Raw genomic sequence first — 26,181 nt, 5'->3', positions numbered from 1 at the left:
TGGGCGTACTCGGATGCCTTCGAGAGCGCTGCCAACGCGGCGAGCGTGCGTGCCGGGCGTCGCGCGCCAGGCGGGATTTGTCAGACACGGCCTAGTGGCCGGACGTGGCCTTCAGGCCCACCACGGCCACGAGCAGCAGACAGACGAAGAAGATCCGGGCGGCGGTCGCCGGCTCACCGAGGGCCACCATGCCGACGACAGCCGCGCCGGCCGCGCCGATCCCGACCCATACGCCGTACGCCGTGCCGATCGGCAGCGTCTTGGCGGCCTGCGAGAGCAGCACCATGCTGACGACGATTCCGGCACCGGTGAACAGGCTCGGCCACAGCCGGGTGAAACCTTCGGTGTACTTCATCCCGATCGACCAGCCGACTTCGAGCAGACCGGCGACGATGAGCAGGACCCAGGCCATGACGGCACCTCCGAGCAACACGCAAAACGCGGACAAGGGGTGCGTCGTCTTTCGCTTGACCCGGTACGGCGCGTCTCGTCGGGGTCCCTCAAACGTAGCAAAGAGACGGCGGAAGGGCCCGGTGACGATGGTCACCGGACCCTTCCTTACCGACGTGCGTGCTGTGGCTAGAGGTAGAGACCCGTGGAGTCCTCCGACCCCTCGAACCGGTCGGCGGCCACCGCGTGCAGGTCGCGTTCCCGCATCAGTACGTAGGCCACGCCCCGGACCTCGACCTCGGCACGGTCCTCGGGGTCGTACAGCACCCGGTCCGCGGGCTCCACCGTCCGCACGCTCTGGCCGACGGCGACCACCTCGGCCCAGGCGAGGCGCCGGCCGACCGCGGCGGTGGCCGGGATGACGATGCCGCCGGACGAACGCCGCTCGCCCTCCGGGATGTCGGTCCTGACCAGCACCCGGTCGTGCAGCATCCGGATGGGCAGCTTGTCATGGGAGGTGTCGAGGGAGTTGTCGCTCACGCCCACGAACCTACCCGCCCGAACACGTCCCGTACGCCAGAGGGGTGGCCCCCCGGCCTCAGACCCGGCTCAGACCCGGCGACGGCGCACCGACATCGCGAGCAGCCCGACCACACCGACGGCGACCAGCGCCACCGGGACGAGCCGCTCCAGCCGGGGAGCGCCGTCGTCCGAGACGAACCTGTGCTTCACACCTGAGACCGTGCGATTCACCGCGACAAACGCCTTGCCCGCAGTCTGGTCCACACGGGAAACCATCCGGGCCTTCGCGTCGCCCACGATCGTCTGCGGGTGCACCCGCACGCCGATCTCGTCGAGTGTCTCGGCAAGCTGGTCGCGCCTGCGGACGATGTCCGCCTCGATCTGCGCAGGGGTCCTGGCATCCGACACCGCGCTGCCTCCGTCGTCGTGTCCGGTTGGTTGATCCTTCGATCCTTCGCCTTCGCGGACAGTCTGTCAGCTCGACCGCCGTCGCACCCCGCGGCGCCCCTACTACGCTCGGCCCGATACACCTGGGCGACCTGCCCGCCCCCGTACCGAGGAGAACCATGAGCGAGCGACTTCAGCCCGGCGACACCGCCCCCGCCTTCACCCTGCCCGACGCCGACGGCAACGACGTCTCGCTCTCGGACCACAAGGGACGCAAGGTCATCGTCTACTTCTACCCGGCCGCCCTCACCCCCGGATGCACCAAGCAGGCCTGCGACTTCACCGACAACCTCGACGTGCTGGCCGGCGCGGGCTACGACGTCATCGGCGTCTCGCCCGACAAGCCGGAGAAGCTCGCCAAGTTCCGCGACAAGGAGAATCTGAAGGTCACGCTGGTCGGCGACACCGACAAGGCCGTCCTCACCGCGTACGGCGCCTTCGGCGAGAAGAAGCTCTACGGCAAAACGGTGACGGGCGTCATCCGCTCGACGGTCGTCGTCGACGAGGAGGGCAAGGTCGAGCGCGCGCTGTACAACGTCCGGGCAACCGGCCACGTCGCGAAGATCATCAAGGATCTCGGTATCTGAGCTCTGTCCGGCGGAGTACGAGCCGGAGCCCCGCGCTGCCGTGGCTCCGGCTTGCGGCCCCCGCGGCACGGTGCGGAGGCTTTCCCGAGGACTCACGTCCCCGAGGAAAGGAGACCGGACCATGGCGGCACCCGAGCGCGACCAGGTTGCCGACTCTCCGGCGGCCCGCCGTCACCCGCATCTCTTCCGCGCCCTCCGGCGCCGCAAGAACCCACGACTGCGCAGGTCGGACGTCACTGTCACCGACGAAGCAGCCGTCAAGCGGGCGGTGAAGGCAGCCTCGCTCGGCAACGCCATGGAGTGGTTCGACTTCGGCATCTACAGCTATCTGGCCGTCACCATCGGCCATGTCTTCTTCCCCTCGGGCAACGACACCGTCCAACTGCTCTCCTCCTTCGCGACTTTCGCGGTGGCCTTCCTCGTACGGCCACTCGGCGGCATGTTCTTCGGTCCTTTGGGTGACCGGATCGGCCGCAAGAAGGTCCTGGCCATGACCATGATCATGATGGCGATCGGCACCGGCACGATCGGGCTGATCCCGTCGTACGACACGATCGGCTTCTGGTCCCCCGCTCTGCTGATCCTCTTCCGGCTCGTCCAGGGCTTCTCCACCGGCGGCGAGTACGGCGGCGCGTCCACCTTCATCGCCGAGTACGCCCCCGACAAACGGCGCGGCTTCTTCGGCAGTTTCCTCGAATTCGGCACCCTCGCCGGCTACGTCGGCGCGGCGGGGCTCGTCACCGGGCTCACCGCCTGGCTCGGCTCGGACGGCATGGCCGCCTGGGGCTGGCGCGTACCGTTCCTCGTCGCCGCGCCGCTGGGACTCATCGGCCTCTATCTGCGGCTGAGGCTGGACGAGACCCCCGCGTTCGCCAAGTTGGAGGAGGGCTCGGCACGCGCGTCCGAGGCCGCCGACGCGGTCGAGACCAGCACGACCTCGGACCTCGGCAAGATCTTCCAGCACCACTGGCCGAGGCTGATCCTCTGCGTCTGCCTCGTCGGCGCGTACAACGTCACCGACTACATGCTGCTGTCGTACATGCCGACGTACCTCTCCGACCAACTCGACTACAGCGACACCCACGGGCTGCTCATCCTGCTCGGCGTGATGGTCGCGCTGATGGGGATCATCAATCAAGTGGGCCATCTCAGCGACCAGTTCGGCCGCAAGCCGCTCCTGATGACCGGCATGCTCGGATTCCTGGTCCTGTCCCTTCCGGCGTTCCTGCTGATCGAGCAGGGCAGCTACCTCGCGATCATCGCCGGGATGGCGATGCTGGGCCTCTCCCTGGTCTGTCTCCTCGGCACCATGTCGGCGGCCCTGCCCGCGCTCTTTCCCACGCGCGTCCGCTACGGCTCCCTGTCGGTCGGCTACAACCTCTCGGCGTCCCTCTTCGGCGGTACGACCCCGTTCGTGATCACCGGCCTGATCGGGCTCACCGGCGACAAGCTGATGCCCGCGTACTACGCGATGTTCGCGGCCCTGGTGGGCGTCGTCGCGGTGGCCTGTATGAGGGAGACGGCGCGTCAGCCGCTGGAGGGATCGCCGCCGTCGGTGCAGACGAAGGAGGAGGCGGTGGCACTGGTGCTGGAGCAGGCGCCGGGGGTGAGGTTGTGAGCGACCGCCCGGTAGGATGACGGGCGTCTCGCGGCGGTGGCGCAGTGGCGACGCAGCAGACTTAGGATCTGTGGCCCGTGAAAAGGCTTGAGGGTTCGAATCCCTTCCGCCGCACAGCAACGGCCTACGAATCAAACCCCATGGGTCATCGATGCGTAGGCCGTTTCTCGTGCGCGGCAGGGTCGCGACAGACGGGTCTCAGCCCAGCAGCTCCCGCACCGCCGGCACCAGTGCACGGAAGGCCTTGCCGCGGTGGCTGATCGTGTTCTTCTCCGCCGGGGTCAGTTCCGCACAGGTGCGGGTGTCGTTCTCCGGCTGGAGGATCGGGTCGTAGCCGAAGCCTCCCGTGCCCGCAGGGGAGTGGCGCAGGGTCCCGCGGAGTTGGCCCTCGACCACCCTTTCCGTGCCGTCCGGGAGCGCCAGCGCCGCCGCGCAGGTGAAGTGGGCCGTGCGGTGCGGGGGTGCGATGTCGGAGAGTTGGGCCAGGAGGAGCGCGAGGTTGGCGGGGTCGTCGCCGTGGGTGCCCGACCAGCGGGCCGAGAAGATGCCGGGGGCGCCGCCGAGGACGTCCACGCAGAGGCCGGAGTCGTCGGCGACGGCGGGGTGGCCGGTCGCGCGGGCCAGGGCGTGGGCCTTGAGCAGGGCGTTCTCGGCGAAGGTGACGCCGGTTTCCTTGACGTCCGGGATGTCGGGGTAGGCATCCGCGCCGACGAGGTCGTGGGTGAGACCGGCGTCGGCGAGGATGGCCGTCAGTTCGGTGAGCTTTCCGGCGTTGCGGGTGGCGAGGATCAGGCGCGTCATGCGTCGATTATCCGCCAGTGGCCGGGGGGGCCGTTACGGGGTGCAGACCTTGCCTATCTCGGTGGCCGCGTCCGTCACGGGGCTGAGGTCGGGGGTGGCATCGCCGTTCTCGATGGCCTCGCGGACGGTGCCGACGCCGGTGTCGAGGTCCTCGACCGCCTTGCTGAGGTCGGCGTTGTCGGTCTTGTCCTTGAGATTGTCGAGTTCGGTGTCGATCTCGTTCAGGGCCTCTTCGGCCTGCGTCGGGTCGTCCGCCGCGGTGGAGATCGCCTGTTGGAGCTTGTCCACGCTGGTGGCTATGGCGTCGGCGGTCTGGACGCAGTCGAGGGCCTTGTCGAGTGCGCCGCAGCCGGCCGCCCCCGTGAGCGTGAGCAGGACGGCGGCTATGGTCGCCGCGGTGCGTCGGCGCGAGGCCATGGGTCGGTTCCCTCCCTTGGTGCGGAAGGGCGGTACGGGCAGGTCCGTACGCCCTTGAGAGTCGCGACTGTAACGACGCCGCGCCCTGCCTCTTGGTTGCCTCTTCACCTGACGGGGGTCTCTTCCAGGACAGCGGTCTGGAGGGCGGCGAGGTCCGTGCAGCCGCTGGTGGCGAGGTCGAGGAGCACGCCGAGTTCCTTGCGGTCGAAGGGTTCGGCCTCGGCGGTGCCCTGGACCTCGACGAAGCGCCCGTCGCCGGTGCAGACGACGTTCATGTCGGTGTCGGCGCGCACGTCTTCCTCGTAACAGAGGTCGAGCAGGGGCGCGCCGTCGACGATGCCGACGCTGATCGCGGAGACGGTGCCGGTCAGGGGCTTGCGGCCGGCCCGGACGATCTTCTTGGCCCTGGCCCATTCGACGGCGTCGGCGAGAGCGACGTACGCGCCGGTGATGGCGGCGGTGCGGGTGCCGCCGTCGGCCTGGAGGACGTCGCAGTCGAGGACGATCGTGTTCTCGCCGAGTGCCTTGTAGTCGATGACGGCGCGCAGCGAGCGGCCGATGAGGCGGGAGATCTCGTGGGTGCGCCCGCCGATCTTGCCGCGTACGGCTTCGCGGTCGCCGCGGGTGTTGGTGGAGCGGGGCAGCATCGAGTACTCGGCGGTGACCCAGCCTTCGCCGCTGCCCTTGCGCCAGCGCGGGACGCCTTCGGTGACGGAGGCGGTGCAGAAGACCTTGGTGTCGCCGAAGGAGATGAGTACGGATCCTTCGGCGTGCTTGCTCCATCCGCGTTCGATGGTGACGGGTCGGAGCTGTTCAGGGGTGCGGCCGTCGATTCGAGACATGGGTGTGAGCCTAGCCGGAGCTGACTGAGGGGCTCGTTCCGGTTCTCCGCCCCGGGTACGGCGGCTGTCCGGATCGCGCCCCTCTGGCAGTTGGTCCCTCAGCAGCTCACATCATGTCTTCGATGTCGGCGGCGATCGGGTCGGCGTCCGTTCCGATGACGACCTGGATCGCGGTGCCCATCTTGACGACGCCGTGGGCGCCGGCGGCCTTCAGCGCGACCTCGTCGACCTTCTCCGGGTCCACGACCTCGGTACGGAGGCGGGTGATGCAGCCTTCGACCTCTTCGATGTTCTCGATGCCGCCGAGCCCGGCGACGATCTTCTCAGCCTTGCTGGCCATGTCTTGCTCCCTGCTGCTCAAGGGGTTCCAAGGGGCGGTGTCCCGGTTCGCCGCACGTTCGCCACCTGTCCGATTTTTCACGTTAACTCACGGTTGGCCCATCTTCGCAGGCGGGTGATCGACCCGTACCGAAAGATAACGGTGAGCGTATCGCAACTGGTCTACACCACTGTGCCACGGGAGGACGCCGATGAGTTCGACGGGTGCCGACGCGTCGGTCGGTTCCCCGGCGCCCCGGCGACGCTGGTGGAACGGCCTCTTCCAAGGGCTCCAGAAAGTTGGCCGCAGCCTCCAACTGCCGGTGGCCGTGCTCCCCGCGGCGGGACTGCTGGTCAGCCTGGGCAATCTCTTCGACGCGTATCTGCACGGGCCCTTCTGGGACAAGACGACCAAGGTCTTCCTCCAGGGCGGCACCGCGATCCTGGACGGGGGCTTCGGTCTGCCGCTGCTGTTCTGCATCGGGGTCGCGATCGGCTTCGCGAAGAAGGCGGACGGATCGACGGCGCTGGCGGCCGTGGCGGGTTTTCTCGTCTACCACAATGTGCTGGTCGCGTTCCCCGCCGACGGCACGGTCACCGACGATCTGCCCGAGGGCACCCCGCACAATCCGGGTGTGCTCGGCGGGATTCTGATCGGTCTGCTCACCGCGGTGGTCTGGCAGCGTTTCCACCGTACGAGGCTGGTGGACTGGCTCGGCTTCTTCAACGGACGCCGTCTGGTGCCGATTCTGATGGCGTTCCTGGGGGTGATCCTCGGGGTGCTGTTCGGGCTGCTGTGGCAGCCGGTGGGTGACGGGCTGACGTCGTTCGCCAAGTCGCTGATCGATCTGGGCGCGTGGGGCGCGGGCATCTTCGGTGTCGCGAACCGGCTGTTGATCCCGATCGGTATGCATCAGTTCCTGAACACCTTCTTCTGGTTCCAGGCGGGCGAGTTCACGGCGAAGGACGGGACCGTCGTCCAGGGGGATCTGACGCGGTTCTTCGCCCAGGACCCTTCGGCGGGGCAGTTCATGTCGGGCTTCTTCCCGATCATGATGTTCGGCCTGCCGGCCGCCGCGATCGCGATCGCGCACTGTGCGCGGCCGGAGCGGCGGAAGCAGGTGGCGGGCCTGATGCTCTCGGTCGCCCTGACATCGTTCGTGACGGGCGTGACGGAGCCGCTGGAGTTCTCGTTCATGTTCGCCGCGCCCCTGCTGTACGGGCTGCACGCGCTGCTGACGGGTGCCTCGATGGCCATCACCTGGGCGCTCGGGGTGCACGCGGGCTTCAGCTTCTCGGCGGGGCTGATCGACTACGTCGTCAACTGGCATCTGGACACGAAGCCTTGGCTGATCATTCCGATCGGGCTCTGCTTCGCGGTCGTGTACTACGTGGTCTTCCGGTTCACGATCACGAAGTTCGACTTCCAGACTCCGGGGCGGGAGCCGGAGGACGTGGAGAAGGAACTGGAGAAGGAGAACATGGGGCGGTGAAGCGGGCGGGGTGACAGCCCGCGGGCCACCGGCAGGGCCCTCGGACCTCTTGGTCCGGGGGTCCTTTCACATGCGGGTGGCGGGCCTGCTCCGTCTCGGTCGCACGACGTCGAAGCATCGAGTCCGGATCGCGATATTCCGAAGGTTCCTTATTCAACCCTCACCGTGTTAGAACTGGTCTACACCACTCAAAGGTTTAGACCACATGACCGGTGCGCCGTGTTTCCGCAGGTGCCTTGTCCTCTGGAGGAAGTTGATGTCCACGGCCAGCGCCGCCCCCGCGGCGAAGAGTAAGGGCTCCGGCGTGATGTCCGTCATGCAGCGCATCGGCCGCAGCCTCATGCTGCCCGTCGCCGTGCTCCCCGCCGGCGCCCTGCTGGTGCGCCTCGGCAACCCCGACATGCTCGGGCGCGAGTCGTTCCCCACCTTCATCACCAAGATCGCCGGTTATATGGCCGCGGGTGGCGGCGCGATTCTCGACAACATGCCGCTGCTGTTCGCCGTCGGCATCGCCATCGGCTTCGCCAAGAAGTCGGACGGCTCGACCGCGCTCGCCGCCGTCACCGGCTACCTGGTCTTCCAGAAGGTCCTCGCCACCTTCACGGACGGAAACCTGCCGCAGGTCGCGAGCGTCGTCGACGGCAAGATAGTCATGTCGGACGCCCCCGTGAACGCGGGCGTCCTCGGCGGTGTCGTCATGGGCATCGTGGTCGCCCTGCTCTACCAGAAGTTCTACCGGACGAAGCTGCCCGACTGGGCGGGCTTCTTCGGCGGCCGTCGTCTCGTCCCGATCCTGTCGGCCTTCGCCGGTCTGCTCATAGGCATCGTCTTCGGTCTCGTCTGGCCCGTCCTCGGTGCCGGTCTGCACAACTTCGGTGAGTGGCTGGTCGGCTCGGGCGCGGCCGGCGCCGGCATCTTCGGTGTCGCGAACCGCGCGCTGATCCCGATCGGCATGCACCACCTGCTGAACTCGTTCCCGTGGTTCCAGGCCGGTTCGTACGAGGGCAAGAGCGGCGACATCGCGCGCTTCCTCGCCGGGGACCCGTCGGCCGGGCAGTTCATGACCGGCTTCTTCCCGATCATGATGTTCGCGCTGCCCGCCGCCTGTCTCGCGATCTACCACTGCGCCCGCCCCGAGCGCCGCAAGGTCGTCGGCGGCATGATGTTCTCGCTCGCGCTGACCGCCTTCGTCACCGGTGTGACCGAGCCGATCGAGTTCACCTTCATGTTCATCGCGCCGGTGCTGTACGCGATCCACGCCGTGCTGACCGGTGTGTCCATGGCGCTGACCTGGGGGCTGGGCATGAAGGACGGCTTCGGCTTCTCCGCCGGCGCGGTCGACTTCTTCCTCAACCTGGGGATCGCGACCAACCCGTGGGGCCTGGCGCTGGTCGGGCTCTGTTTCGCGGCCGTCTACTACGCGGTCTTCCGCTTCGCCATCGTCAGGTTCAACCTGCCGACGCCGGGCCGGGAGAGCGACGAGGAACTGGCCGAGCTGCAGAAGGCCGAGGCCAAGTAACACCCCCGTGGACGCGGTTACGTGACGGTGCCCCAGGGCCTTCGAAGGCCCTGGGGCACCGTCACGTTCGCTCGCGTACGCGTTCAGACGTCGTACGCGTTCAGACCTCGTACACCGCGCCCGGCGTGGCCAGTTCGGCCGGTCCGCCGTACACCGCGCGCGCGTCGTCCAGGTTCCGCCGGGCGTCCGTCCACGGCGGGATGTGGGTGAGGACGAGCCTGCGCGCCCGCGCGCGGGCGGCGTGCTCGCCGGCCTCGCGGCCGTTGAGGTGGAGGCCGGGGATGTCCTCCTTGCCGTACGTGAACGCGGCTTCGCAGAGGAACAGATCCGTGTCCTCGGCCAGCTCCACCAGGGCCTCGCTGACGCCGGTGTCGCCGGAGTACGTGAGCGATCTGCCGTTGTGCTCGACGCGGATGCCGAAGGTGTCGACGGGGTGGGCGAGCTTCTCCGTACGGACCGAGAAGGGCCCGATCTCGAAGGAACCCGGCTTGAGCGTGTGGAAGTCGAAGACCTCGCTCATGGACTTGTCCGTCGGGGTGTCGGCGTGCGCGGTGGTGAGGCGCTGCTCGGTGCCGTCGGGGCCGTACACGGGGATGGTGTCGCAGCGTCCGCCGTCGTGGCGGTAGTAGCGGACGACGAAGTAGCCGCACATGTCGATGCAGTGGTCGGCGTGCAGATGGCTGAGGAAGATGGCGTCGAGGTCGTAGAGACCACAGTGACGCTGCAACTCGCCGAGGGCACCGTTGCCCATGTCGAGGAGCAGCCGGAAGCCGTCGGCCTCTACGAGGTAGCTGGAGCAGGCCGATCCCACGGCGGGGAATGAGCCCGAGCAGCCGACGACGGTGAGCTTCATGGAGCGTGAACCTCCGTGGCGTGGAAGGGGGGCGACGGGGGTCGTTCGGTCTGTCGAGCGTAAGGCGCTAAACGGCTGGTCGCTCCTCCACACCGGCCTGTTGTGGGGGAACTCACCTGCTGCGTCACCGGTTCGGGCGGACCGCGCCGCCGGGCGGCGGGCCGGGAATCGCACCGCGGACGGGCGGGGCGCGGCGGTACGGTCTGGGGCATGGACACGTCCTGGTGGGTGGCTCTGATCGTCGTGGTGGTGCTGGCGATGGTCGCCACCGTCGTGGACGGACGGGGCCGCAGTCCCCGGCCGCCGGGCGGGCGCACCCGGCGCACCCGGCTCTCGCGCCCTCCGGGCCGTACGGACGGCAGGCCACCGCGCGGGCCCGTCGGCCGGGGGCCGAAGCCGGGTGAGGTCTGGTGGGCGATGGTGCCGTACGAGGACGGGCCGGGGGCCAAGGACCGGCCGTGTCTGGTGCTGTCGGTACGGGGCCGTACGGCGCTGGTCGCGAAGATCACCAGCAAGTCGCACGCGGAGCGCCCCGGCGTGATCCCCCTGCCGCCGGAGGCGGTGGGCGACGCGGCGGGCCGCCGGAGCTTCCTGGAGACGGACGAGCTGCGCAGGGTGGACACGCGGGCGTTCCGTCGCCGGGTGGGCACGGTGGATCCGGGACTCTGGCGCCAGGTCCGACACCTGTCGGGCTGACGGGCGTGTCCGCACAGCACGGTGAGGTGGCCTGGCGGCTCGGGGGCGCTATGGCAGTGGGGCCGTCGGGTACTGCGGTGGGATCTGTCGGTGGGGGGTGTGGCGGGTCAGGGCGAGGGCTACCAGCATCGCCGCACCCGCCGCGAAGGAGCTGGTCAGGCTCCAGCCGACCATGGAGTCCTCGTAGTAGTCGAGGAGCCGGTCGTAGTTGACGCCCGCGAGTTCGCGGAGCTGGATGTACGCGGCGATGCCGAGCAGTGCGAGTGCCGCGCCGCGGGCGGCCGGGGTGTTACGGAGCAGCAGGACGCCGACGACGAGGAACGCCGCGATCAGGGCGCTGTGGTAGTAGCTGAAGCCGGCCGAAGTGCCGTACCCGCCACGGGCGTTGATGTTGAGCACTTCGTGCCACCACTCGTCGAAGGCTCCCCGGCCGCCGTCGCCCGTACCGAGGGCCTGGTTGAACTCCCGCAGGCTGCGCGCGTACCAGAACCCCTGGAGCGCGCCGATCAGGATCAGCAGGACGCCCGCGGCGCGCCGGCCGCCGGTCGCGGGCTCCGGTGGTACGTCGCGTTCGCGGGCGAGCAGCAGCAGGGTGATCACGGTGGCGGCGGCGAGGAAGGCGAACACGTAGCTGAGCACGATCAGCGTGCCGTGTTCCGAGGCGAACATGACGTCGCGGTACTCGGCCCTGGTCAGGCCGTTGATCTGCCGCGCTCCTGCGCCGAGCAGCAGGAACGCGAGGAGCAGCGCGGCGCCGCGCGCGGTGCGGCGCAGGCGGAGGGTGGCGACGCCGACGACGAGCAGGGCGATGGTGAAGGCCCATTCGTAGGCGGTGAACACCAGCAGCGGCTGAACCGGGTCGTTCTTGACGAGGCTTTCGAGGAGCGCGTCCACGTCGACGCGGACGTTGATCGCGGTGTCGGCGATCCAGGCGCCGAGGACGCACGCGAAGACGATGAGCAGGATGCCGGACGTGACGTACGCGCCGAGGTGACGGCGGGATGCACGACCGTCGGGTTCCGGCGGTGCGAGCGGCTGTGGCGGGCCGAAGCCCGGCGGGCCGTAGCCGTATCCGGAGCCTGATGCGTGTCCCGCACCGCCCGCGCCACCCCAGCGGTCGTCCATCTGTGTCCCCCGTGGATCGGTGTTCGTCTCGATCGACACCGATCGTCGCTCCTCGGAGCAGTGGTGCAACAGCCACGGGGCGGGGACTGTTGCACCACTGTTGCCGCTCAGGGTTGCCGCTCAGGCCCAGAGCTGGCCCTGAAGGGTCTCGATGGCCTCTTCGTCGGTGGCCGCCGTGTAGACGCCCGTGGAGAGGTACTTCCAGCCGCCGTCGGCGACGACGAAGACGATGTCGGCGTTCTCCCCCGCCGTGACGGCCTTCTTGCCGAGGCCGATCGCGGCGTGCAGCGCGGCGCCGGTGGAGACTCCCGCGAAGATGCCCTCCTCCCGCAGGAGTTGGCGGGTGCGGGCGACGGCGTCGGCGGAGCCCACGGAGAAGCGGCTCGTGAGGACGGACTCGTCGTACAGCTCGGGTACGAAGCCCTCGTCGAGGTTCCGCAGACCGTAGACCAGGTCGTCGTAGCGCGGCTCGGCGGCGACGATCTTGACGTCGGGCTTCTGCTCGCGCAGGTAGCGGCCGACGCCCATGAGCGTGCCGGTGGTGCCGAGGCCGGCCACGAAGTGGGTGACGGACGGCAGGTCGGTGAGGATCTCCGGTCCGGTGGTGGCGTAGTGGGCGCCCGCGTTGTCCGGGTTGCCGTACTGGTAGAGCATCACCCAGCTCGGGTTCTCGGCGGCAAGCTCCTTGGCGACGCGTACGGCGGTGTTGGAGCCGCCCGCCGCCGGGGACGGGATGATCTCGGCGCCCCACATGGCGAGCAGCTCGCGGCGTTCCTGCGAGGTGTTCTCCGGCATCACGCAGATGATCTTGTAGCCCTTGAGCTTCGCGGCCATGGCGAGCGAGATACCGGTGTTGCCGCTGGTGGGCTCCAGGATGGTGCAGCCCGGCGTGAGCCGGCCGTCCTTCTCGGCCTGCTCGACCATGCGCAGCGCCGGGCGGTCCTTGATGGAGCCGGTCGGGTTGCGGTCCTCCAGCTTGGCCCAGAGCCGGACGCCGTCCGACGGGGACAGGCGTGGCAGCCGTACGAGAGGGGTGTCGCCGACGACGGCGAGCGGGGAGTCGTACCGCATCAGAGCGTGGGCATGTCGAGCGTCGGCATCTCGGGCACGCTCTCAAGTGCGCCGCCGGCGACGGCCGGGAGGATGGTGACGCTGTCGCCGTCCGTGAGCTTGGTGGAGATGCCGTCCAGGAAGCGGACGTCCTCGTCATTGAGGTAGACGTTCACGAAGCGGCGCAGCTGGTCGCCGTTGGCGCCGTCGACGATGCGCTCGCGGATGCCCGTGTGGCGGCTCTCGAGGTCGGTGAGCAGCGCGGCGATGGTGTCACCGCTGCCCTCGACGGCCTTGGCTCCGTCGGTATAGGTGCGGAGGATGGTCGGAATGCGGACCTCGATGGCCATGGCGTGGGCTCCTGTCGGAAAAGAGGCGTGACGGGCGCGCGGCTCTGCCCCCGCGCGAGGGTGGTGCTCGGAAGGGTCGTCCTGCCGCGACTCAGACGGCGGCGGCAACGACGGCGGCAGCGCCGACCGTACACATGGCGCTGGCGAGTCGGCACAGATCGACGTGCAGACGCGCCACCAGCAGATCGCCTGGCGCCATTTCGCTCACGTCGTGGGAAACCATGGGGTCATCGTATCGATTCCCGGTCCGCATCCCGGTATGTGATCTCAGATGATGGACGTTTGGCGTTCGTCAGTTGGACCGCGGCAGATAAACGACGGTGGGGGCGCCGGTCCGGGGGTGCGGTGTGACCTCCGCCGCCACCTCGTAGACCTCGGACAACAGGCCCGGAGTCAGGACCTCCGCCGGGGTTCCCGAGGCGACGACGGTCCCCGCCCTGAGCACGTACAGCCGGTCGCAGTAGTACGCGGCGAGATTCAGGTCGTGCAGGGCCAGCAGATTGGTCGTACCCAACTCCCTGGTGAGGCTGAGGACTTCGAGCTGGTGGCGGATGTCCAGATGGTTGGTCGGCTCGTCCAGGACGAGGAGCGCGGGCCGCTGGACCAGTGCGCGGGCGACGAGGGCGCGCTGGCGTTCGCCGCCGGACAGGGACGGGAAGGCGCGCTCCGCGAGCGGGGCGATGCCCAGGCGGTCGAGCGCGGCGTCGGCCAGTGCGGTGTCGGCCGCCGTGTCCGCCTCCCAGAAGCGCCGGTGCGGGGAGCGGCCCATGGCGACGACCTCGCGCACGGTCAGTTCGAAGTCGGTCTGTCCGTCCTGCGGGACGGTGGCCACGCGCCGGGCGCGCGCCTTGGCCGTCATGGTGTGCAGGTCGTCGCCGTCCAGCAGCGCCCGGCCGTGGGTGGGGCGCAGCGCGCCGTACACGCAGCGCAGCAGGGTGGTCTTGCCGCTGCCGTTGGGGCCGACGAGCCCGACGGTCTCGCCGGGGGCGGCGGTCAGGTCGACGGCGTCGACGAGGTGGCGGCCGTCGCCGACTCCGTACGCCAGCCCCTCGACGCGCAAGGTCGCCGCACGAGTGCTCGAAGCGGCGCTCATACCGGGGCTCCTTCGGGGCGGCGGCGCATCAGCCACAGGAAGAACGGGCCGCCGACGAGCGCGGTGAGGACGCCGACGGGGATGTCCTGCGGCGCCGCGACAGTACGGGCGGCGAGGTCCGCGACGACGAGCACGACCGCCCCGCCGAGCGCGGCGACCGGCAGCAGCGGCCGGTGCGACGCCCCGACCACCATCCGCGCGGCGTGCGGTACGAGCAGTCCGACGAAGCCGATGGCGCCGCTCGCTGCCACCATCACCCCGGTGACCAGGGAGGCGAGGACGAAGACGGCGGCGCGGAAGCGCGCGGTGTCGAGGCCGAGCGCGGTCGCGCCCTCCTCCCCCACCAGCAGCAGGTCGAGCGGCCGGGCGAGCGCCATGAGGACGGCGGTCCCGGCGACGAGGACGGCGGCCGGGACGACGAGCGTGCTCCAGCGGGCGCTGCCGAGGCCGCCGAGCGACCAGAACAGCGCCTCCTGGAAGTGTTCGGGCCGGGCGGAGACCACCAGGATCAGCGTGGTGAGCGCGGACAGGATGTACGAGACGGTCACCCCGGCCAGCACGAGCCGCCCGCCGGTCATCGTGCCGCCGCGCCGGGCCAGCGCGTAGACGAGGACCATCGCGACGAGCGAGCCCGCGAAGGCGGCGGCCGGCATGGCGACGGTGGTGGTGATCCCGCCGCCGATGCCGCCGCCGATCCCGAGGACCAGGACGAGTACGGCGCCGGTGGACGCCCCCGAGGAGATCCCGAGCAGGAACGGGTCGGCCAGCCGGTTGCGTACGAGGGCCTGGAGGACCGTCCCGACGACGGCGAGTCCGGCACCGACGACGGCGCCGAGCAGCACTCTCGGCAGCCGTACGTCCAGGACGATCGTGCGGAAGGGGCTGGGCTCCGCGCCGCCGGTGAGGATCGTGACGACCTCGCCGGGCGGGATGCGGACGGAGCCGAGCGCGAGCCCGGCGACGAGGGCGCACGCGAGGGCCACGGCGAGGCCGCCGAGCACGAGGGCGTGCCTCAGCCGCCGCCGGGCGGGCGGGGTCCGGCAGGTCATGGCGGGGTCCTACTCGCCCGTCTCCGGGTGGAGTTGGTCCGCGAGCCGCCCGACTGCGGCCGGGGCGCGGACGCCGAGGACGGCGTCGGACAGCGGCATGACGGCGAAGCGCTTGTTCCTGATCGCCGGGACGTCCTTCAGTACGGGGTCCTCCAGCAGCCGCTTCTTCTTCTGGGCGACGGTGGTGGCGCCGTAGTCGTAGATGACGATCACCTCGGGCCTGCGCGCGACGACCTGCTCCCAGGTGGCGTCGCCGAAGGGCTTGCCGAGGTCGGCGAAGACGTTGCGCCCGCCGGCCCGTTCGATCAGCTCGTTGCCGATGCCCGCGCCTCCGGCGGTGAACGCGGTCTTGTCGCCGCTGTCGTAGACGAAGACGGAGACCGGCTTCACGCCCTTCAGCCCGGCGGCGGTGGTGGCGAGGGCGGTGCGCGCCCCGGCGGTCCACTTCGCGGCGCGGTCGGCGACGCCGAAGGTGCGGCCGACCTCCTCGATCTCCCGGAAGACGTCGTCCATGGAGGTCTTGCCGTCGGTGCAGCTCTCCAGGTTGAGCCGGGTGTCGATGCCGGCGTCCTCGAGGTCGTCGCGGGTGCGGCCGTCCTTGGCGGCGAAGGCGCTGGAGTAACCGCCGTAGACGAAGTCGGGGTTGACGGCGAGGAGTTTCTCCTTGGAGGGGTACTCCTTGGCGACGACCGGGACGCTCCGGTACGCCTTCTCGTAGGCCGGGAGGACCTTGTCGTCCAGCCAGGCGGTGCCGACGAGGGACTTGGCGAGTCCCAGCTCGATCATGATCTCGGTGACGTGCTGGTTCATCGTGACCACGCGCTCCGGGGGTGCCTCGAAGGTGGTCTTCACACCGCAGTTGGTGACGGTGTACGGGAATCCGCCGGCCGCGGGCCCGGTGCTCCTGACGGGGTCCGGGGTGGTGGAGCAGGCGGCGAGCGGGAGCAGCAGGGGAAGCAGGGCCGCCGGTATGAGGGCGTGGCGCCGCGAGGACATGACTGGGCCTCCTCCGGGGGATTTCCGCGTCCCCTGGCATGGTGGGAGAAGGGCGACAGGTCAGTTCCTGGCTCCCAGGGCTCCCGCTCGCGCGGAAGGCCTGGTCACAGTGGCGGGACCGTGCCGGATTCGCACCGGCTTCCTGGGTCCTGCCGCCCCGGTTTCGGCGTCAGTGTGTCAGACGACTTTGACTTCCTCTTCCGTGACCTCGCCGTCGACGATCCGGTACGAGCGGAACTGGAACGGGCCCAGGTCGTCGGTGTCGGCGGTGGACACCAGGACGTAGTGGGCGAACGGCTCCATGGCCAGGCCGATGTCCCTGCGGGAGGGGTACGCCTCGGTGGCGGTGTGCGAGTGGTAGATGACCACCAGGTCCTCGTCGCGCTCGCGCAGTTCGTTGTCGAGCTGCTTGTGCTCGGTCGAGTCGAACTCGTAGAACGTGGGCGAGCGGGCCGCGTTGAGCATGGGGATGAAGCGCTCGGGCCGGTCGCTGCCCTCGGGGCCCGCGATCACGCCGCACGCCTCGTCGGGGTGGTCGGTCCGCGCGTGGGCGACGATCTTGTCGTGGAGCGCCTGGGTGATGGTGAGCATGAGGTGAAGGATAAGCAGGTGGCCTCCGCGGGTGAGACGCGGAGACCACCTGGTGAGACAGTTCGTGAGACGGCGCGTGAGACGGCTGACGCGGCAGCCGTCGCGGGCCCGCCCCCGTCAGTCCGTGGCCTTCGCGTACTCCGGCTCGTACGGGCCCTCCGGCTCCCCCGGCCCGCCGCCCGCCAGGACGGCCTCGCGGCGCTTGAGCAGTGCCCAGCCGCCGACCAGGAACACCACCCAGACCGCGCCGACGTACAGCGACACTCGGGCCTCGGGGTCGTACGCGATCAGACACGTCACGAAGCACAGGAAGGCCAGCGCCACCCAGCTCAGGGCCGAGCCGCCCGGCGCCGGGAACGAGGACGCCGGCAGCCGCCCGGCGACCACGGCCGAGCGGTACTTGATATGGCTGACGAGGATCATCATCCAGGTCCAGATACCGGCGGCGGTGCCCACCGAGGTGACGTACAGGAACGCCTTCTCGGGGACGAGGTAGTTGAGTACGACTCCGATGCCCATCAGCGCGACGGACGCCGCGATGCCGAAGGCCGGAGTCCTGCGGGAGTTGAGCCTGCCCAGGGCCTTCGGGGCCTCGCGGTTGGCGGCGAGGCCGCGCAGCATCCGGCCGGTGGAGTACATGCCGGAGTTGCAGGACGACAGGGCCGCCGTCAGTACGACGAAGTTGACGATTCCGGCACCGAGCGGGATGCCGATCCTGGCGAAGGCGTGCACGAACGGGCTCTCGCCCTCGCTGAATTCGGTCCATCGCACGACGGCGAGGATGACGGTGAGCGCGCCGACGTAGAAGACGATGATGCGCCACGGCAGCGTGTTGATCGCCTTGGGGAGCGTCTTCTCCGGGTTCGCGGACTCGCCCGCCGTGACGCCGACGAGTTCGACGGCGAGGTAGGCGAACATCACGCCCTGGAGGGTCAGCAGGCTGGAGCCGATGCCGTTGGGGAAGATGCCGCCGTGCTGCCAGAGGTTGCCGGTGGCGGCGGATTCGCCCGCGTTCGAGAAGCCGAGGGTCAGGACGCCGAGGCCGATGACGATCATGCCGATGATGGCGGTGACCTTGACCATCGAGAACCAGAACTCGACCTCGCCGAAGATCTTGACGGAGATCAGGTTGACGCCGAAGAGCACCACGAGGAAGACGAGGGCGCTGACCCACTGCGGGATCGCGGGGAACCAGAAGTGCGTGTAGATCGCCGCCGCCGTGAGTTCGGCCATGCCGGTCACGATCCACATGAGCCAGTACGTCCAGCCGGTGACGTAACCGAAGAACGGGCCGAGGAATTCGCGCGCGTACTCCGCGAACGAGCCGGAGACCGGGCGGTAGAGCAGCAGTTCGCCCAGCGCCCGCATGATGAAGAAGATCACCACGCCGGCCAGCGCGTACATCAGGATGATGCTCGGGCCGGCCTTGGCGATGTTCGCGCCGGCGCCCATGAACAGGCCGACGCCGATGGCGCCGCCGATCGCGATCATCTGGACCTGGCGGCTGCCGAGTCCGCGTGCGTAGCCCTCCTCCGAGGCGCCCGTGGAGGGGCCTTCCGAGGTGTTGTCGACCTGTGGGGAGGTCATCGTGATGCGCCCTTTCTCCCTGTCTGTGCCGGTGGTTGTGAAGATTTACCACGGGGCGGGCGCCGATCCGCGCACGTCGCCGTGGCGCGGCAGACAGGAAGAGCCAGGGGGCAGGGTCAGAGATCAGGGGTCAGAGACAGGGACAGGGTCAGGGCATCATCGTCTCGACGAGCGTCTCCTGGAGCGCCCCGAGCCACAGGTACGCCATCACCATCGGCTTGCGCGGATCGGAGTCCGGCAGCCGGTACAGGCCCTCCCCCTCGTCCTCGTCGGAGACGTCCAGCCTGCTGCCGATCGTCAGCCGCAGGTCGTTGAGCGCGCCGAGCCAGTGCCGGCAGTCCTCGGGCGCGAGTTTCAGTACGGCTCCGCCCTCGCCCGCGGCGGACAGCGCGTCCAGGGTGCGGACGACGGCGAGGCCGTCCTCGCGCTTACGGGTGCGCAGGTCGTTCTCGGTGAAGCGCCTGAACTCGGCTGCGTACTCCCGCAGTTCGTCGTCGGTGTCGTCGCCGAAGCCGTACGCGTCCGGGAACAGCCGGGCCAGCGCGGGGTCGGCCGGCGGCTTGCTGGGCCCCTCCGCGAAAAGCGCGGCCAGTGGGTCCTCGCCCTTGGCCGGTTCGTCGCCGGGGCCGATCAGCTCCAGGAGTTGTACGGCGAGGGAGCGCAGGATGGAGATCTCGACCTCGTCGAGCGCGATCGCGGCGCCACCGCCGGGGATCGCCTCGAACTGCCCGGCCATCAGCTGTGATCCTGCGAGAGCGTGGCCCACAGGCCGTATCCGTGCATCGCCTGCACGTCGCGTTCCATCTCCTCGCGGCTGCCGCTGGACACGATGGCGCGGCCCTTGTGGTGAACGTCGAGCATCAGCTTGTGCGCCTTGTCCTTGGAGTAGCCGAAGTACGTCTGGAAGACGTACGTCACATAACTCATGAGGTTGACAGGGTCGTTGTGGACGATCGTCATCCACGGCACGTCAGGTTCCGGGACGGTGAACGTCTCCTCGGCCGACTCGGGAAGTTCGATCTCTGTCGGGGCAACACTCACTGTTCGGGACGACCTTCTTCTCCGCCGGGGGTCCAGGGGCGCGCCCCTGGGATGCACAGCCTCACAGCCCCATGCTGCCACCAGGAGGGGCCGGTCGCACAAACGGTGGTCCGAGCCCTCATTAGAAATCGTCACTCTGACGAGATCCGCTGTAGCATCGTTGGCATGAACTCTGCGGACCTTGAGAAGGGCCTTGAGATGGGTCCTGCGAAGGACGAGGGCGGCCGACGGCTCGGCGTTCCGTCGACGGCGCTCTTCACCGACCAGTACGAGTTGACGATGCTCCGGGCGGCACTCCGGGCGGGGACGGCCGAGCGCCGCTGCGTCTTCGAGGTCTTCACCCGGCGGCTGCCCGAGGGCCGGCGCTACGGAGTCGTCGCGGGCACCGGCCGGGTCCTGGACGCCGTCGCGAACTTCCGCTTCGACGCGGACGTCATCGGCTTCCTGCGCGAGCAGGGCATCGTCGACGGGCCGACGCTCGACTGGCTCGCCGACTACCGCTTCAGCGGCGACATCTGGGGCTACCGCGAGGGCGAGGTGTACTTCCCCGGCTCGCCGATCCTGCGCGTCGAGGGCTCGTTCGCCGAATGCGTGCTGCTGGAGACCGTGGTCCTGTCGATCCTCAACCACGACTCGGCGATCGCCGCCGCCGCGTCCCGGATGTCCGCCGCGGCCGGCGGGCGCCCGCTGATCGAGATGGGCGCGCGCCGTACGCACGAACTGGCCGCCGTCGCCGCCTCGCGCGCCGCGTACATCGGCGGCTTCGACACCACGTCCGACTTGGCGGCCGGGTTCCGCTACGACATCCCGACGGTGGGGACCAGCGCGCACGCCTTCACGCTGCTGCACGACAACGAGCGGGACGCGTTCCAGGCGCAGGTCGACGCGCTCGGCAGCGGCACGACGCTGCTCGTGGACACCTACGACGTGGCCGAGGCGGTCCGGACCGCCGTGGAGGTCGCGGGGCCCGAGCTGGGCGCCGTACGCATCGACTCCGGCGACCTGCTGCTCGTCGCGCACCGGGTGCGCCAGCAGCTGGACGAGCTGGGCGCCGTGAACACCCGGATCGTGGTCACCTCGGACCTGGACGAGTACGCGATCGCCTCGCTGGCCGCCGCGCCGGTGGACGCGTACGGGGTCGGCACCCGGCTGGTCACCGGCAGCGGTCAGCCCACCTGCTCGATGGTGTACAAACTCGTCGCCCGTGCCCACTCCGCCGACCCGAAGGCGCCGCTGGACGCGGTGGCGAAGAAGTCGACCGGCGGCAAGACGTCGATCGGCGGCCGGAAGTGGGCGGCGCGGCGGGTGGACCCCGAGGGGTACGCGGATGCCGAGGTCGTCGGCACCGGCCCGGTCCCCGCCGACCTGCTGGACCGGCAGCTGCTGGTGGAGCTGGTCAAGGGCGGCGAGATCGTCGCGCGCGAGCCGCTGGACGCGGTCCGCGACCGGCACGTCGCGGCGCGGGCGGGGCTGCCGATGTCGGCGATCCAGCTGTCGCGCGGTGAGCCGGTCATCCCGACCGTCTACCTGTGACATGCCCGAGGCAGAGGAGAGGTGCGGCAGGCATGAACGGAGAACGACCGGGAACTCCAGGCACCAAGAGGACAATTTCCAGGCTCAGTGACCCGCACCGGCTCCCCATCGAAGGACACCCGCCATGCACCGCGCATTGATCGTCGTGGACGTTCAGAACGACTTCTGTGAGGGCGGCAGCCTCGCGGTGTCGGGCGGTGCCGACGTGGCCGCCGCCATCACCGATCTCATCGGGCAGACGACGGCCGGTTACCGGCATGTGGTCGCGACGCGTGACCACCACATCGACCCCGGTGACCACTTCTCCGTCCGGCCCGACTTCGTCCACTCGTGGCCGGTGCACTGCGTGGCGGGCACGGAGGGCGTGGGCTTCCACCCGAACTTCGCCCCGGCCGTCGCGTCCGGGTCGATCGACGCGGTCTTCGACAAGGGCGCCTACGCGGCGGCGTACAGCGGCTTCGAGGGCGCCGACGAGAACGGGGTGACGCTCGCGGAGTGGCTGCGGGCGCGCGACGTGGCCGAGGTCGATGTCGTCGGGATCGCCACCGACCACTGCGTACGGGCTACCGCCCTGGACGCGGCCCGTGAGGGATTCACCACACATGTGCTGCTGGATCTGACGGCCGGCGTCGCCGAGGAGACGACGCAGCGGGCCCTGGAGGAGTTGCGCGCGGCGGGCGTGCGGCTGACCGGCAAGCCGGTCGTGTAGTCCCCGGCCGGGGACTTCCGGACCGCCGGCTACGCGGCGCTCACGTCCGTCCCGCTGCCGCTGCGCAGATCCCGTCGCGGGCCACTCGTGAACGGCGTCGGCAGGGTGCCGGTCGACGCCCCCGCAGACGGCCCGGCCAGCCCCGCCGAGGACGCCGCAGGCGCCCCTGTGCGGCCGTACCGCTGCTCGGCCGGGAGGTCGGTGCCGTAGCGCCGCGCGGGGCGCAGCAGGGCCCGTATGGGCTGCCAGAGGTCCTGTGCGCACGCCGGTGTGGCCCGCCAGAGCAGGCCGTCCGGGTGGTGCAGCACCGCCGTGATCTCGTCCGGTGTCGGCGGTTCCGCGTTGCCGCGGAGATAGACGGCGCGCAGCCCGAGATTCCGCAGCCTGGTCAGGGCGCGGGCACGGTTCATCGCGTGGACCAGGATCCGGACCGGACGGCCTTCGGCGACCGGGCTGGGCACGGTCACTGCCACCACCACGGTCCCGCTCGGGAGCCTGCTGAAACCTCCACCTGCCATGTGTTCCTCATCCCCCCGGTGAGACGTCGTGTCAATAAGAGTCGCTAAGACGCACCTAAACACGATCGGCCACCGCCCCGCTAGGGGGCGATGGCCGATCATGGTTTGACCTGCGACGATGCCTTATTACTTGGTCGAGCGGTCCACCTTGACCGTCACCGTGGAGCCATTGAGCGGCTCGTCCACGATGGAGATCTTGGTGTTGGTGTCAGGAACGTCGACACTGGCGGTGGGGTTCTCCTCGTACCAGTACGTGCCCTTGCGGTCGTCGAAGACCGACACGCCCGGCTGGGACTTGATCCGCTGCCCGGCGTCGGCCTTGTGCAGCTGGAAGGCGTCGGTCGGGAACCGGCTGAACGACGAGTCGAACGACTGGATCCTGTTGCGCATCAACGTGCCGTCGGCCCACTTCATGGGCTTGGCGTGCGCGTCGATCGGCAGGATCAGACCCTGGCCCGGGTGGGCGCTGGTGTTGTTGTCCTTCTGCGAGGTGTCCCAGAGCCAGATCATCAGACCGTTCTGGTACGCGTAGTGCTCGACCCAGCCGTCCTTCGGAGCCTTGAAGCCGAAGTTGTACGGGCCCGACTTGAGGGTCTTGTCGTAGCTGACGTACTGCCGGTTCTCCGCGATGTAGAACTGCTCGTAGTCCTTGGTGAACGACTCACCGACGCGCGAGAAGCCCGTTGCGGTCCAGCCCGCGTCGTCCGCCTCGGCGTTGTCGGTGAAGAGCGGGGCGCCGTCGGCGACGACACTGATCGTGTCGGCCGCGAAGCCCTTGCCGGCCACGCCGCCGTCCGTCTGGTAGCGGAAGCGGAGGTCGACCTTCTTCCCCGCGTACGCGTCCAGCGTGTAGACGAGCTTCTTGTGCGCGCCCGAGACACCGGTCAGGGCCGGCTTGTCGCTCGCGTCACGCGTGATGGCCTTGCCGTCGGCGGTGCCGTCGACCGGGGTCCAGTTGGCGCCGTCCTCCGACACCTCGGCGTACAGGTAGTCGTAGTCGGCCTCGATGTCCCACCAGCCGTCCAGTTCCAGCGACGCCTTGGTCTTGCCGGTGAGGTCGACGGAGCGGGTGAGGGTGTTCTTGAGGTCGTCACCCATGTCGCTCCACCACTGCGTGGAGCCCTCGGCGGGCTTCACGACAGTCGTGGTGACCGGCTTCTTCGGCAGCTCGACGACGAGCGCCTGCGGGTTCGCGGTGTTGTACTCGGACACGCCCAGCTTGTGGGTCGACGCCGTCGCGGCCTTGGCCTCGTCGTAGTCGAGCCAGCCCAGCTGGAGCTTGTCCCACGCGGTCATGTCGCCCGGCAGGTCGCCGATCTCGCCCTGGCCCTTTCCGAGCCAGGAACCGGAGGACATCAGGGACCAGAAGCCGGTGGAGTTCTCGCCGCCGCCCGAGGTGTCGTACAGGTCGGGCAGGCCGAGGTCGTGGCCGTACTCGTGCGCGAAGACGCCGAGTCCGCCGTTCTCCGGCTGCATCGTGTAGTCGCCGACCCAGATGCCGGTCTCACCGATCTGCGTGCCGCCGGACTTGTTGTCCGCCGGGCCCGTCTTGCCGGCGTCCGTGCCGTAGGCGTACCAGCGGTGCGCCCACAGGGCGTTCTCACCCTCGGCGCCGCCGCCGGCCGACTCGTCCTCGCCCGCGTGGACGATCTGGAAGTGGTCGATGTAGCCGTCGGGCTCGTTGAAGTTGCCGTCGCCGTCGAAGTCGTAGCGGTCCCACTCGTCGTACGACGCGAGGTCGGCCTTGATCTCGGCGTCCGTACGGCCCTTGGCCTTCTGGTCCTCGGCCCAGGCGGTGGTGCCGTCGCGTACCGCGTCCCAGACGTTGGCGCAGTTGGAGCTGCCGCAGTAGTTGGAGCCGTAACGGGCCTCGTTGTACTTGACCTTGACCCAGTCGGAGACCTCACCGTCGACCGAGTAGCGGCCGGACGAGGTCTTCTCGTAGTAGGTCTTCAGCGACTCCTTGGGCTTGCCGTCGGCGTCGGTGCCCTCGCCGAAGTACAGGTCCTGGAAGTGCTGCTGGTTGTAGTCGGCCTGCCAGGCGGTGGAGTTGTCCACCGTCCGGTCGGGCTCGGCTATCTCGTTGTGCTGCGGGCCGGGCTCGCCGCCGTACTTCTTGACGGGGGCCTCGGGACCGTCCGGGCCGTCCGGGTCGAACATGGTGGTGTCGTCGACCTCGTCGCCGAACTCCACCAGGATCGTGAAGATCTTGTCGGTCTTCTCCCGGCCCAGCTCGACGTACTTCTTGTCGTCGAGCTTCACGACGTTGGAGCCGCCACGCTTGAGGATCTTGGCGTCACCGGCGAGGACCTGCTCCAGGGCGGCCTTCCGCTGCCGCTCCTGCTGCTTGCTGAACGGGCCTTCGAGGTCGTGCTCGACCTGGCCCTTCTGCGGCGCCGGATCGCGGCGCTCGATGCTCGCCGTACCCGTTGCGGTGTTGCCCTCGGCCTGGGCCGGGGCGAGCGCCGATGCTGTCGCGGCGGCCGTGGCGAGGGCCACGAACACCGCGGACGCTCTGATCGCCCGTCGATTGATGGTCACTTGATGTTGTCCTCTCCCCGCACCCGGAGTCCGCGGACCGGCTGTGTGGGGATCCGCGCGCGGGGTGCGCGTCACAAGTGACGACATTCGACCGGAGTTGAAGCAGAAAAGACAGTCCTTGACTTGCACCGGCCAAGTGCACTATGTACAAGGCCAGTCCCGGTATCCGGACGTCCTCCCCTCATCCCGCGGACCGGACGGTGGGCGCATCGATGTGTCATATAGCGGGGGCGCGTGACTCCGTGCGCCCCCCATGCTCCGACCCCGTGGGTTAGGTCACGCTTACTGTCGGTTCCTGCCGGGCATTCACCGTCGTAGGGTCATGGACAGAGCGACCCGCGCAGACACGCGAGACACCCCCAACACCCCCCGAAATCAATCCCGATCGCCCCGAGGGACGGATACAGCCATGCCGCGTCCGACTGCCGCACAGCTTGCCTACGGTTCCGCCACCGTCGTCCTCGCCACACTCGCGATGCTGCTGCTCTCCGGCGTCACGTCGGTCGTCGGCATCGCGGTGATCGCGCTCGTCGCCCTCTGTCTCGGCCTGCTGGTCTCGGTGAAGGCGGTGCAGCCGAGCCGTTCGAAGGTGGCGCCCCCGGTCGGCACGAGCCGTACGGACCACGCCACCACCGCCTCCGTCGCCTCCGCGCCGGGCCGGCCCGCCGGCTCACCGTCCGCCGCGGGCACCCGAGTTCCGGCGTCACTGCGGCGCTGACACCACGACTGTTCTCGCCGCCTTGTCGTGCAGACCCTGCCGGTAGGGCCGGTCGAGCAGGATCAGGATCAGCAGGAGCAGCGGCCACAGGCAGGCGCAGCAGACCAGCGTGGGCACCCACAGCACGACGGCTCGCACGAACGAGGACCGCGAGTCGGGCACCCGCCCGTCGTTGAGCATCGCGACGCGGGTCTTGAACAGCCTCTTGCCGAGGGTCTGGCCGGACCGCTGCGTCATCACCGTGTCGTAGCCGACGTACGCCACGATCGTGATGATCCGGAAGACCCACTGACCGCCGCCGTTCATGCCGTTGACCGTGTCGTCCCAGCTGTTGGACTCGTCCGACCAGTGGCTGAAGACCTTGAACGGAATGCTGATCAGGGCGAGTGGGATCGCGACGATGATCAGGTCGACGATGCGCGCGAGGATGCGCTTGCCCACGGACGCGAGCGGCGGCATGCCGCGCAGCGGGTCGTTTCCGCCGTACGGGTCACCGGGGGGCGGTGGGGCCGATCCGCCGTACGGGTCACCCGACGGCGGCGGATTGCCACCCCCGTACGGGCTACCCGGCGGCGGCGGGTTCGCGCCGCCGTACGGCTCACCGTGGCGGGGTGGCTCACCGCCGCCCTCCGACGGGCCGCCCCCGGACGGCGGCGGCCCGTCCGGGGGCGGCTGCTTGCGGAACGGGTCGTCGTCGGGCGGCTGACCGGGCGTCGGCTGATCGTTGCTCATGGGGGCAGTGCACCGCGCCGCGTGGATGCCCGCAACGGATCAACG

The 26,181-nt window shown here is 69.5% G+C and carries 29 protein-coding genes, 1 tRNA gene, 1 pseudogene and 2 riboswitches; of the genes and pseudogenes, 9 read left to right on the top strand and 22 right to left on the bottom strand.

Annotation, left to right across the window (positions count from 1 at the left end):
- Positions 1–91 precede the first annotated feature (91 nt).
- From ACIBLA_RS25270 to ACIBLA_RS25260, 3 genes are all read right to left on the bottom strand, one after another.
- Positions 92–412 (bottom strand): multidrug efflux SMR transporter, encoded by a 321-nt coding sequence (locus tag ACIBLA_RS25270; RefSeq protein WP_363246021.1) that lies wholly within the window; start codon positions 410–412, stop codon positions 92–94.
- 38 nt (positions 413–450) lie between these two features.
- Positions 451–522, bottom strand: a riboswitch (guanidine-III (ykkC-III) riboswitch).
- Positions 523–579: 57 nt separating this feature from the next.
- The gene (locus ACIBLA_RS25265) at positions 580–882 is read right to left on the bottom strand and encodes a co-chaperone GroES (protein WP_189107154.1); all 303 of its coding nucleotides are present in this window, start codon (positions 880–882) and stop codon (positions 580–582) included.
- A 117-nt stretch (positions 883–999) separates the two neighbouring features.
- Positions 1,000–1,320, bottom strand: coding sequence for a DUF3618 domain-containing protein (locus ACIBLA_RS25260; protein WP_363246020.1), 321 nt, complete (start codon positions 1,318–1,320; stop codon positions 1,000–1,002).
- 158 nt (positions 1,321–1,478) lie between these two features.
- Here ACIBLA_RS25260 and bcp point away from each other — a divergent pair, with 158 nt between their 5' ends.
- From bcp to ACIBLA_RS25245, 3 genes are all read left to right on the top strand, one after another.
- The gene (gene bcp, locus ACIBLA_RS25255) at positions 1,479–1,946 is read left to right on the top strand and encodes a thioredoxin-dependent thiol peroxidase (protein WP_363246019.1); all 468 of its coding nucleotides are present in this window, start codon (positions 1,479–1,481) and stop codon (positions 1,944–1,946) included.
- A gap of 121 nt (positions 1,947–2,067) precedes the next feature.
- Positions 2,068–3,564 carry a glycine betaine/L-proline transporter ProP gene (proP, locus tag ACIBLA_RS25250; protein ID WP_363246018.1) on the top strand — a complete coding sequence of 499 codons (1,497 nt, stop codon included), beginning with the start codon at positions 2,068–2,070 and terminating at the stop codon, positions 3,562–3,564.
- Between the two features lie 30 nt (positions 3,565–3,594).
- A tRNA-Leu gene (locus ACIBLA_RS25245) sits at positions 3,595–3,678 on the top strand.
- Between the two features lie 84 nt (positions 3,679–3,762).
- Here the strand turns inward: ACIBLA_RS25245 and rdgB are convergent.
- The 4 genes from rdgB to ACIBLA_RS25225 all read right to left on the bottom strand — a co-directional run bounded on the left by rdgB (position 3,763) and on the right by ACIBLA_RS25225 (position 5,964).
- Complete coding sequence (rdgB, locus tag ACIBLA_RS25240) at positions 3,763–4,365, bottom strand: RdgB/HAM1 family non-canonical purine NTP pyrophosphatase (RefSeq protein ID WP_399199956.1); 603 nt, start codon at positions 4,363–4,365, stop codon at positions 3,763–3,765.
- Positions 4,366–4,398: 33 nt separating this feature from the next.
- Positions 4,399–4,782 (bottom strand): hypothetical protein, encoded by a 384-nt coding sequence (locus ACIBLA_RS25235; protein ID WP_363246016.1) that lies wholly within the window; start codon positions 4,780–4,782, stop codon positions 4,399–4,401.
- 104 nt (positions 4,783–4,886) lie between these two features.
- Positions 4,887–5,624 carry a ribonuclease PH gene (rph, locus tag ACIBLA_RS25230; protein ID WP_399199955.1) on the bottom strand — a complete coding sequence of 246 codons (738 nt, stop codon included), beginning with the start codon at positions 5,622–5,624 and terminating at the stop codon, positions 4,887–4,889.
- A 106-nt stretch (positions 5,625–5,730) separates the two neighbouring features.
- The gene (locus ACIBLA_RS25225) at positions 5,731–5,964 is read right to left on the bottom strand and encodes a PTS glucose/sucrose transporter subunit IIB (RefSeq protein WP_363246014.1); all 234 of its coding nucleotides are present in this window, start codon (positions 5,962–5,964) and stop codon (positions 5,731–5,733) included.
- Between the two features lie 190 nt (positions 5,965–6,154).
- Here ACIBLA_RS25225 and ACIBLA_RS25220 point away from each other — a divergent pair, with 190 nt between their 5' ends.
- Together ACIBLA_RS25220 and ACIBLA_RS25215 are read left to right on the top strand one after the other, a co-directional pair.
- A complete protein-coding gene (locus ACIBLA_RS25220; protein ID WP_399199954.1) occupies positions 6,155–7,435 on the top strand; it encodes a PTS transporter subunit EIIC in 1,281 nt (426 codons plus the stop codon).
- Positions 7,436–7,691: 256 nt separating this feature from the next.
- Positions 7,692–8,954 (top strand): PTS transporter subunit EIIC, encoded by a 1,263-nt coding sequence (locus ACIBLA_RS25215; RefSeq protein ID WP_363246012.1) that lies wholly within the window; start codon positions 7,692–7,694, stop codon positions 8,952–8,954.
- A 100-nt stretch (positions 8,955–9,054) separates the two neighbouring features.
- On the opposite strand, the gene ACIBLA_RS25210 is transcribed toward ACIBLA_RS25215, so the two are convergent.
- Positions 9,055–9,807, bottom strand: a complete 753-nt coding sequence (locus tag ACIBLA_RS25210) for an MBL fold metallo-hydrolase (RefSeq protein ID WP_399199953.1) — start codon at positions 9,805–9,807, stop codon at positions 9,055–9,057.
- A gap of 210 nt (positions 9,808–10,017) precedes the next feature.
- On the opposite strand from ACIBLA_RS25210, the gene ACIBLA_RS25205 reads away from it, so the two are divergent.
- Positions 10,018–10,503: a type II toxin-antitoxin system PemK/MazF family toxin gene (locus ACIBLA_RS25205; RefSeq protein WP_363246010.1), complete on the top strand. Its 486-nt coding sequence runs from the start codon at positions 10,018–10,020 to the stop codon at positions 10,501–10,503.
- 48 nt (positions 10,504–10,551) lie between these two features.
- On the opposite strand, the gene ACIBLA_RS25200 is transcribed toward ACIBLA_RS25205, so the two are convergent.
- The 11 genes from ACIBLA_RS25200 to clpS all read right to left on the bottom strand — a co-directional run bounded on the left by ACIBLA_RS25200 (position 10,552) and on the right by clpS (position 19,385).
- Positions 10,552–11,667: a hypothetical protein gene (locus tag ACIBLA_RS25200; protein WP_399199952.1), complete on the bottom strand. Its 1,116-nt coding sequence runs from the start codon at positions 11,665–11,667 to the stop codon at positions 10,552–10,554.
- 81 nt (positions 11,668–11,748) lie between these two features.
- Positions 11,749–12,699, bottom strand: coding sequence for a cysteine synthase (locus ACIBLA_RS25195; RefSeq protein ID WP_363246008.1), 951 nt, complete (start codon positions 12,697–12,699; stop codon positions 11,749–11,751).
- A complete protein-coding gene (locus ACIBLA_RS25190; RefSeq protein WP_363246007.1) occupies positions 12,699–13,028 on the bottom strand; it encodes a MoaD/ThiS family protein in 330 nt (109 codons plus the stop codon). Before ACIBLA_RS25190 ends, ACIBLA_RS25195 begins: the two co-directional genes overlap by 1 nt.
- A gap of 91 nt (positions 13,029–13,119) precedes the next feature.
- A complete protein-coding gene (locus ACIBLA_RS25185; RefSeq protein WP_363246006.1) occupies positions 13,120–13,251 on the bottom strand; it encodes a putative leader peptide in 132 nt (43 codons plus the stop codon).
- 69 nt (positions 13,252–13,320) lie between these two features.
- Positions 13,321–14,121 carry an ABC transporter ATP-binding protein gene (locus ACIBLA_RS25180; RefSeq protein ID WP_399199951.1) on the bottom strand — a complete coding sequence of 267 codons (801 nt, stop codon included), beginning with the start codon at positions 14,119–14,121 and terminating at the stop codon, positions 13,321–13,323.
- A complete protein-coding gene (locus ACIBLA_RS25175; protein ID WP_399199949.1) occupies positions 14,118–15,170 on the bottom strand; it encodes a FecCD family ABC transporter permease in 1,053 nt (350 codons plus the stop codon). Before ACIBLA_RS25175 ends, ACIBLA_RS25180 begins: the two co-directional genes overlap by 4 nt.
- Positions 15,171–15,179: 9 nt before the next feature.
- Positions 15,180–16,166, bottom strand: a complete 987-nt coding sequence (locus tag ACIBLA_RS25170; RefSeq protein WP_399199948.1) for an ABC transporter substrate-binding protein — start codon at positions 16,164–16,166, stop codon at positions 15,180–15,182.
- A gap of 40 nt (positions 16,167–16,206) precedes the next feature.
- A riboswitch (cobalamin riboswitch) is annotated at positions 16,207–16,355 on the bottom strand.
- The gene (locus tag ACIBLA_RS25165; protein ID WP_399199947.1) at positions 16,344–16,757 is read right to left on the bottom strand and encodes a Mov34/MPN/PAD-1 family protein; all 414 of its coding nucleotides are present in this window, start codon (positions 16,755–16,757) and stop codon (positions 16,344–16,346) included. It overlaps the preceding riboswitch by 12 nt.
- A 117-nt stretch (positions 16,758–16,874) precedes the next feature.
- Positions 16,875–18,344: an amino acid permease gene (locus ACIBLA_RS25160; protein ID WP_399199946.1), complete on the bottom strand. Its 1,470-nt coding sequence runs from the start codon at positions 18,342–18,344 to the stop codon at positions 16,875–16,877.
- Positions 18,345–18,492: 148 nt separating this feature from the next.
- Positions 18,493–19,080: a DUF2017 domain-containing protein gene (locus ACIBLA_RS25155; RefSeq protein WP_363246000.1), complete on the bottom strand. Its 588-nt coding sequence runs from the start codon at positions 19,078–19,080 to the stop codon at positions 18,493–18,495.
- The gene (gene clpS / locus ACIBLA_RS25150; protein ID WP_363245999.1) at positions 19,080–19,385 is read right to left on the bottom strand and encodes an ATP-dependent Clp protease adapter ClpS; all 306 of its coding nucleotides are present in this window, start codon (positions 19,383–19,385) and stop codon (positions 19,080–19,082) included. The genes ACIBLA_RS25155 and clpS overlap by 1 nt, the downstream gene beginning before the upstream one ends.
- Positions 19,386–19,550: 165 nt before the next feature.
- On the opposite strand from clpS, the gene ACIBLA_RS25145 reads away from it, so the two are divergent.
- Positions 19,551–20,918, top strand: a complete 1,368-nt coding sequence (locus tag ACIBLA_RS25145; protein ID WP_399199945.1) for a nicotinate phosphoribosyltransferase — start codon at positions 19,551–19,553, stop codon at positions 20,916–20,918.
- Positions 20,919–21,042: 124 nt separating this feature from the next.
- Positions 21,043–21,627, top strand: coding sequence for an isochorismatase family protein (locus ACIBLA_RS25140; RefSeq protein WP_363245998.1), 585 nt, complete (start codon positions 21,043–21,045; stop codon positions 21,625–21,627).
- 212 nt (positions 21,628–21,839) lie between these two features.
- Here ACIBLA_RS25140 and ACIBLA_RS25135 read toward each other — a convergent pair.
- A pseudogene (locus tag ACIBLA_RS25135) lies at positions 21,840–22,145 on the bottom strand (hypothetical protein); the annotation flags it as partial.
- A gap of 126 nt (positions 22,146–22,271) precedes the next feature.
- The gene (locus tag ACIBLA_RS25130; RefSeq protein ID WP_399199944.1) at positions 22,272–24,686 is read right to left on the bottom strand and encodes an immune inhibitor A domain-containing protein; all 2,415 of its coding nucleotides are present in this window, start codon (positions 24,684–24,686) and stop codon (positions 22,272–22,274) included.
- A 409-nt stretch (positions 24,687–25,095) separates the two neighbouring features.
- On the opposite strand from ACIBLA_RS25130, the gene ACIBLA_RS25125 reads away from it, so the two are divergent.
- Positions 25,096–25,404, top strand: a complete 309-nt coding sequence (locus ACIBLA_RS25125) for a hypothetical protein (protein ID WP_363245996.1) — start codon at positions 25,096–25,098, stop codon at positions 25,402–25,404.
- Here ACIBLA_RS25125 and ACIBLA_RS25120 read toward each other — a convergent pair.
- Positions 25,390–26,136, bottom strand: coding sequence for an RDD family protein (locus ACIBLA_RS25120; protein WP_363245995.1), 747 nt, complete (start codon positions 26,134–26,136; stop codon positions 25,390–25,392). The two genes, ACIBLA_RS25125 and ACIBLA_RS25120, sit on opposite strands and share 15 nt — an antisense overlap.
- Positions 26,137–26,181: the final 45 nt, after the last annotated feature.

The organism is Streptomyces sp. NPDC050433 (assembly GCF_044458565.1).
Taxonomy (GTDB): Bacteria; Actinomycetota; Actinomycetes; order Streptomycetales; family Streptomycetaceae; genus Streptomyces.
This window is presented reverse-complemented; position numbering and strand designations above follow the sequence as displayed.